This window comes from Mesorhizobium sp. M2A.F.Ca.ET.067.02.1.1 (assembly GCF_004023285.1).
Taxonomy (GTDB): Bacteria; Pseudomonadota; Alphaproteobacteria; order Rhizobiales; family Rhizobiaceae; genus Mesorhizobium.
The window spans coordinates 1-6,115 of sequence record NZ_RZSB01000349.1; the positions used below are offsets into that span (position 1 = coordinate 1).

At 63.7% G+C, this 6,115-nt stretch carries 9 protein-coding genes; 4 read left to right on the forward strand and 5 right to left on the reverse strand.

The features are described from left to right. Positions 1–349, reverse strand: a 349-nt coding sequence (locus EOA28_RS21675) for an MFS transporter (protein ID WP_128315242.1), incomplete at its 3' end; no start/stop codon positions are given. A gap of 137 nt (positions 350–486) precedes the next feature. On the opposite strand from EOA28_RS21675, the gene EOA28_RS21680 reads away from it, so the two are divergent. Further along, positions 487–1,062, forward strand: a complete 576-nt coding sequence (locus EOA28_RS21680) for a TMEM175 family protein (protein ID WP_126082023.1) — start codon at positions 487–489, stop codon at positions 1,060–1,062. A gap of 4 nt (positions 1,063–1,066) precedes the next feature. Here EOA28_RS21680 and EOA28_RS21685 read toward each other — a convergent pair whose 3' ends face one another. Continuing rightward, positions 1,067–1,348: a hypothetical protein gene (locus EOA28_RS21685; RefSeq protein ID WP_126060116.1), complete on the reverse strand. Its 282-nt coding sequence runs from the start codon at positions 1,346–1,348 to the stop codon at positions 1,067–1,069. Between the two features lie 173 nt (positions 1,349–1,521). Here EOA28_RS21685 and EOA28_RS21690 point away from each other — a divergent pair, with 173 nt between their 5' ends. Continuing rightward, positions 1,522–2,388 (forward strand): SDR family NAD(P)-dependent oxidoreductase, encoded by an 867-nt coding sequence (locus EOA28_RS21690; RefSeq protein ID WP_127252593.1) that lies wholly within the window; start codon positions 1,522–1,524, stop codon positions 2,386–2,388. Between the two features lie 8 nt (positions 2,389–2,396). Here EOA28_RS21690 and EOA28_RS21695 read toward each other — a convergent pair whose 3' ends face one another. The 3 genes from EOA28_RS21695 to EOA28_RS21705 all read right to left on the reverse strand — a co-directional run bounded on the left by EOA28_RS21695 (position 2,397) and on the right by EOA28_RS21705 (position 4,356). Continuing rightward, positions 2,397–2,891, reverse strand: coding sequence for a low affinity iron permease family protein (locus tag EOA28_RS21695; RefSeq protein ID WP_189342130.1), 495 nt, complete (start codon positions 2,889–2,891; stop codon positions 2,397–2,399). A gap of 322 nt (positions 2,892–3,213) precedes the next feature. After that, positions 3,214–3,855: a DapH/DapD/GlmU-related protein gene (locus EOA28_RS21700; RefSeq protein WP_127252592.1), complete on the reverse strand. Its 642-nt coding sequence runs from the start codon at positions 3,853–3,855 to the stop codon at positions 3,214–3,216. Positions 3,856–3,927: 72 nt separating this feature from the next. Next, positions 3,928–4,356: a CreA family protein gene (locus EOA28_RS21705; protein ID WP_108702807.1), complete on the reverse strand. Its 429-nt coding sequence runs from the start codon at positions 4,354–4,356 to the stop codon at positions 3,928–3,930. 249 nt (positions 4,357–4,605) lie between these two features. Here EOA28_RS21705 and EOA28_RS21710 point away from each other — a divergent pair, with 249 nt between their 5' ends. After that, complete coding sequence (locus tag EOA28_RS21710; RefSeq protein WP_127252591.1) at positions 4,606–5,190, forward strand: SCO family protein; 585 nt, start codon at positions 4,606–4,608, stop codon at positions 5,188–5,190. A 79-nt stretch (positions 5,191–5,269) separates the two neighbouring features. Next, positions 5,270–6,115 (forward strand): 50S ribosomal protein L11 methyltransferase (locus EOA28_RS21715; protein WP_128315243.1); only part of this gene is annotated, 846 nt, incomplete at its 3' end.

Below are 6,115 nucleotides of genomic sequence, written 5' to 3' on the forward strand. Positions count from 1 at the left end.
CGCTCAGAATGCGGGCGATGTCGAGCCAGGCGAGGTTTTCGGCGAAGAGGAAAAACAACGCGCTGACCACGGCAATCCCCATCGCGGCGAGCGCGGCGGGACGGCGACCGATCACATCCGACACCCGGCCGAAAAACAGCAGCGCCCCCAGATTGCCGACGACGTAGACGGCGTAAACCAGCGTCAGCGTGACCTGAGAGAAGCCGAAGGCCTGCTTGTAGATGATGTAGAGCGGGGTCAGCGCGGTGCTGCCGGCAAAAAGCGCGGCGATCATGGCGGCGACGGCGGCCTTCGCGGTCCTCCCGCCAAGCTCATGGTCACGCGTCATGGTTTGAGCGTAGCTGTTCATGGCGACCTCCGAGGGTTGCAAGCCCAACGCCTACATAATAGCGCCGTTCCACCCTGCGAATCTCCTCCTGACAGTTCTGGCAGGATGGTCAGCCGCGGCATCCTCCCTTAACGTCGACGCAAAGCGAGGGAAGAATCATGGGCAAGGGACGGGTCGAGGCATTCACCGATGGCGTCGTCGCCATCATCATCACCATCATGGTGCTGGAGCTGAAAGTGCCGCATGGCGAGGATTTTTCCGCGCTTTTGCCGCTGTGGCCGGTCTTCTTCTGCTACGTGCTCTCCTTCATCAATGTCGGCATCTACTGGAACAACCTGCACAACATGTTCCACACCGTGCAACGCGTCGACGGGCGCGTGCTGTGGGCCAACATGAACCTGCTGTTCTGGCTGTCGCTGATGCCGGTGACCACCGCGTTCATGGGGGAGAACCACTTCGCCCCGGTGCCGGTCGCCGTCTATGGCTTCGACCTGGCGCTTTGCGCCGTTGCCTACAACATCTTGGTCATCAAGCTGCGCCATCTGCACGGCGCCGAAACGACCTTCGCCAGGGCCGTGGGCCAGGATCGCAAGGGCAAGATTTCTCTGGCGCTCTACATCGCCGCCGTCCTGCTCAGCTTTCTCAACCAATGGATCAGCGTGGCGATCTACGTGCTTGTGGCGGCGATCTGGTTTGCGCCCGACAAGCGGTTCGAGAGGCTGATCGAAAAATAGAAACCTATTTCCGCATCGCTTTCAGCTTCTCGGCCACCGAGGCGGCAAGGTCGGCATAGCGCTCCTCCAGCCGCTCGGCCGCCTTGATGATCGGGAAGTCATGGCCGAACTTCTCCAGCGCCAGCCGCAGCTTCTCGGCGAAATCCGCCTGCTTCTCCAGCGCCGCGAACAGCGTTTTCACCTGCGTCTCGCTGATATCGGGATTGGCGAGCATCTTGGGCACCTCGCGGCCCATCTCGTCGCCATTGGCGGTCTGCTCTTTGAGGATTCCGATCCAGTCGGTCAAATACCGAGCTCCTTTTTCAGGACAGCATGCGCGGCAGGCACAGCGATGGTCAACCCGTTGCGACTGTAAGTCGTCAACCGTTGCGGCCTCGCGATCGCCCATCGGGACGAACCAGCCTTGCCTCAGCGGCGGCGAGCGTTAAGTTCGGCGCGACCCGAACAAGGATGGAAACCATGACCAGCGACGCCGAAATCCAGACCGCCCTGCCAGCTTTCGCCTCGGGCAATGTCGCCGTCATCACCGGCGGCGCCAGCGGCATCGGCCTCGCCGCCGCGAAACGGTTCGCGGCGATGGGCATGAAGACGGTGCTCGCCGATATCGGTAGCGTGCGCCTCGACCAGGCGACGGAGGCTGTCGCCGCGATCGCCGGGAAGGATGCCGTCCTCCCGATCCCCACCGACGTCTCCAAGGCCGAAGAGGTCGACCGGCTGGCGGACCTCGCTTACGGCGCCTTCGGCGCGGTGTCGGTGCTGATGAACAATGCCGGCGTCGGCAACAATCCAGGTAAGCCCTGGGAGAACCGCGACGCCTGGAAGCGGCTTCTGGACATCAATTTCTGGGGCGTCGTGCACGGCACCGAGGCCTTCGCGCCGCGCATGCTCGCAGCTGGAAAACCGGGGCTCATCATCAACACCGGCTCCAAGCAGGGCATCACCACGCCGCCCGGCAACCTCGCCTACAACGTCTCCAAGGCCGGCGTGAAGACGTTTACCGAAGGGCTGGCGCACGCGCTGCGCAACGAACCTGGGGCGAAAGTGTCGGCGCATCTGCTGATCCCGGGTTTCACCTACACCGGCCTGACCGAAGGCGCGACGGAAAAGCCCGCCGGCGCCTGGACCGGCGAGCAGGTGATCGACTTCATGCTGGCATCGCTCGTCGATGGCGATTTCTACATCCTGTGCCCCGACAACGAGGTGGCGCGGCCGACGGATGAAAAGCGCATGGCCTGGGCGATCGGCGACATCATCGAGAACCGCCCTGCCCTGTCGCGCTGGCATCCCGATCACAAGGACGCCTTCGCGGCCTTCATGAACCGCTGACGGCCCTTTCAAGCAGCCGCTTTCTTCTTTGAGCTGTTCTTCCCGGCCACAGGCTTCTTTGCGGCCGCGCCGGTGGTCTTGGCCGCATGCCTCGTGCCGTTCTTTCCGGCCACGACCTTGTTGGCCGCCGTTTCGGCGATCTTGCGGTCGTGCCGCTTCGCCGCCGCCTCGCATTTGGCGCGGATCTCCTCGACCTCGGATTCCGTCAAGTGCTCGATGCCGATGAAATGATTGTGGGCGCGGCTGACCCTGATCAGCTCGTCGAGCTTGGCCTGGATCGCCGCGCCGTCGCGGTTCTGCGTGTTCTGGATCAGGAACACCATCAGGAAGGTGACGATGGTGGTGCCGGTGTTGATGACGAGTTGCCAAGTGTCTGAAAACCCGAAGATCGGGCCACTTGCCGCCCAGACAACCACGATCAGCACGCAGATGGCGAAGGTCGGCGGCAGGCCGGCCAGATGCGCCACCCGGTTGGCCATCCAGGTAAAAGCCTTCTCGATCATGCAAATTCCTCAAAAACCGTGGACGCGCGGGCATTTGCGAAGAAACAAGCAGCCACCGCATCGGGTTCCAAAGGGTCGAATTTTCGTGACGGGACGGGGCTGCAATCAGCCACACGCCAGAAGCGCAGGCGCGTGAAGAAACACCTTATCGGTTTGCTTGCGATAATGCCGGTGCAGGCCAGAAAGCCTGTTCCTTCCGCTTCACGCGGTTTGCCTCCAGCCCCTTCCGCCGCGCCACCCCCGCATGGCGGAAGGGGCGCCACTCCCGACAGAAGCGTAACATCCAGACAGCGCCGTTGTGCTTTCAACGGCATTCTGTGTGTCAGGGAGTACCGCCTTCCCAGCGATCGAGGAAGGCCTCGATCTGCACGGCTTGCATGTCGGGGATTGCGCTCGCCAGTTTCTCCGGCGCCCAATCCCACCAGGCCAGGGCCTCGATACGCGCCGCGATTGCCGCTGAGAAGCGTTCGCGCAACGGCTTCGCCGGAACGCCGGCGACGATCGTGTAGGGCGCGACGTCGCGCGTCACCACGGCATTGGCGCCGATGACGGCGCCGTTGCCGATCGCGACACACGGCATGACGACCGCGCCATGGCCGATCCAGACATCGTGGCCGACAGTGACCGGCTTTGCCTGCCGCCGGGCGCGAAATTCAGCGTCGACGCCCAGCCAGCGGAAATACTCGTTCGGCCGGTAGCTGACCTTATGCTGCGTCAGCCGCTCGATCGGATGCTCGAGAGCGTTGATGCGGCTGTTGGCGGCGATCGCGCAGAACTTGCCGATCGTCGTGTAGATCGCTTCCGAATGGCGCTCGAAATAGGAAAAGTCGCCGACGCTCACCTCGCGCAGGATCACCCGCTCGCCGATCGAGGCATAGCGGCCGAGCTTGCAGCCTTTGAGCTCCGCGGTCGGATGGATGCGCGGCTCGGGGCCCTTGAGGACGAGATTTTCAGGACGGTCCATGCTCGGGCTTTACGCCGGCGGGGACGGCCCCGCAAGCGCGACCTGCCCCCCGGCCAAGCCTGTCTCGGGAAACTATTGCGGCTTGCCCTTGGTCCACACCACGTTCTGGCCGTAGAGCGGCACGGTGGTGACCGACATCTTCGCCGAGCCGTTCTGCACCTGGCGCGAATGCGACAGATAGATCAGCGTCTCGTTCTTCCTGTCGTAGATACGGTTCACCACCTGCTTCTTCCAGATCAGGCTGAGGCCCTGCTTGAACACTTCCTCGCCGCCCTCGCCCATATCGATGTCGCCGATGGTGATCGGCCCGGTCTGGCGGCAGGAGATCGAGGAATCGGAAGGATCCTCGAACCAGTTGCCCTTATGCAGCCGGTCGATGATGCTGCGGTCGAAATAGGCGACGTGGCAGGTGACGCCGTCGACCTTCGGGTCCTTGATGGCGTCGATCATGATGTCGTTGCCGACCCAGTCGACACCCACTTTGCCCACCTCGTCGGCCATGGCCGCGCCGGCGCTGAGAGCAAGACATGCGGCGAACAAGCCGATCAGTTTTCGCAAAAGTGCCTCCTGGGTTGGCGTTTGCCGATGTCAGGTGGGACAAGATCGTGGCGTTTGCAAGCCGCCCGACACGGTGTTTGTGCCCCACCTGGATCTCTGCTTGCGGCAACGCGGCATCTTTGCGCGCCCGGCGCAGACCCGCTAAGAGTGTCGCCAAACTTGCCCCAAGGCAATCACGACGGACATTCACTGATGATGCGTTCAATCCTGGTCGGCATTCTCGTCCTGATGGCGGCGGGCATCGGCTGGCTGACGTTCGACTGGTACCGCGGCCATTATGGCGGCGAGCCCTTCGGCGCGCCCTTCACGCTGGTCGACCAGAAAGGCGCGCCGATCACCGAAGCCGCCTTCAGGGGCCACCCGAGCGTCGTGTTCTTCGGCTTCACCCATTGCCCGGAAGTCTGCCCGACAACCCTGTTCGAGCTGGCCGGCTGGCTGAAGACGATGGGCGACAGCGGCAAGAACCTCAACGCCTATTTCGTCACCGTCGATCCGGAGCGCGATACGCCGGAGACGATGAACACCTATGTCAGCAACTTCTCCGACCGCATCACCGGCATCACCGGCGATCCGGACAAGGTGCATGCCATGGCCAAGGCCTTCGGTATCTATTGGAAGAAGGTCGACACCGGCGACGGCGACTACACGATGGACCATACGGCCTCGGTGCTGCTGCTCAACGCCAAGGGCGATTTCGCCGGCACCATCGGCTATGGCGAGAGCGCCGACACCGCCGTCGCCAAGCTGAAGCGGCTGGCTGCCGGCGGGCAAACATGATCCCGAACCGAAGGTCAGCGACCGCAAAAAGTGGGAACCGGTTTTCGGAGAGGATCATGTTCAAGCAAGAGTCTTTCTGATGGGCCAGACCAGGCTGCACCTCACCGCCAGCAAGCTCGAGGCCGACCGCATCTTCGCGGCGCTGGACGCCGCCTTCGAGGATGACGGCCTGCCGATCGCCGTGCTGGAGCTCGACGAGGAAAAAGACATCCAAGAAGTGTCGCTCTATGCCGATGGCGACGTCGATCCCGTCGAGGCGCGGGTCAGGACTATTATCGCCGACCTCGGCCTGTCGAAGCCCGTCGAGCGCGAGACCCTTCCCAACATCGACTGGGTGTCGCGCTCGCTGGAAGGCTTGAAGCCGGTGCGCGCCGGCCGCTTCCTCGTCCACGGCTCGCATGATCGGGCCAAGCGCCACGCCGGTGATCTCGCCATCGAGATCGAGGCAGGCCTTGCCTTCGGCACCGGCCATCACGGCACCACCGCCGGCTGCCTCGAAATGCTGGAGCAGGTGGTGCTGCGCGAACGGCCGCGCAACGCGCTCGACCTCGGAACGGGAAGCGCGGTGCTTGCCATCGCGCTCGCCAAGCTCGCGCATATTCCTGTGCTGGCGACCGACATCGACCCGGTCGCCGTCCGCGTCGCCGCCGCCAACGCCCGCCTCAACCATGTCAAGGCGCTGGTCGAAACGGTGACGGCGCCGGGCTTCCACAACCCGATCTTCGCCAGGCGCGCGCCCTTCGACCTGATCGTCGCCAACATCCTGGCCCGGCCGCTGATGCGGCTCGCGCCTCAGATGGCCCGGAATATCAGGCTCGGCGGCTCGCTGGTGCTTTCCGGCATCCTGGACCGGCAGCGCGACGCGGTGATCTCGGCCTATGTCGGCCAAGCCTTCCGCCATGTGCGTACCTTGCATCGCGAGGGC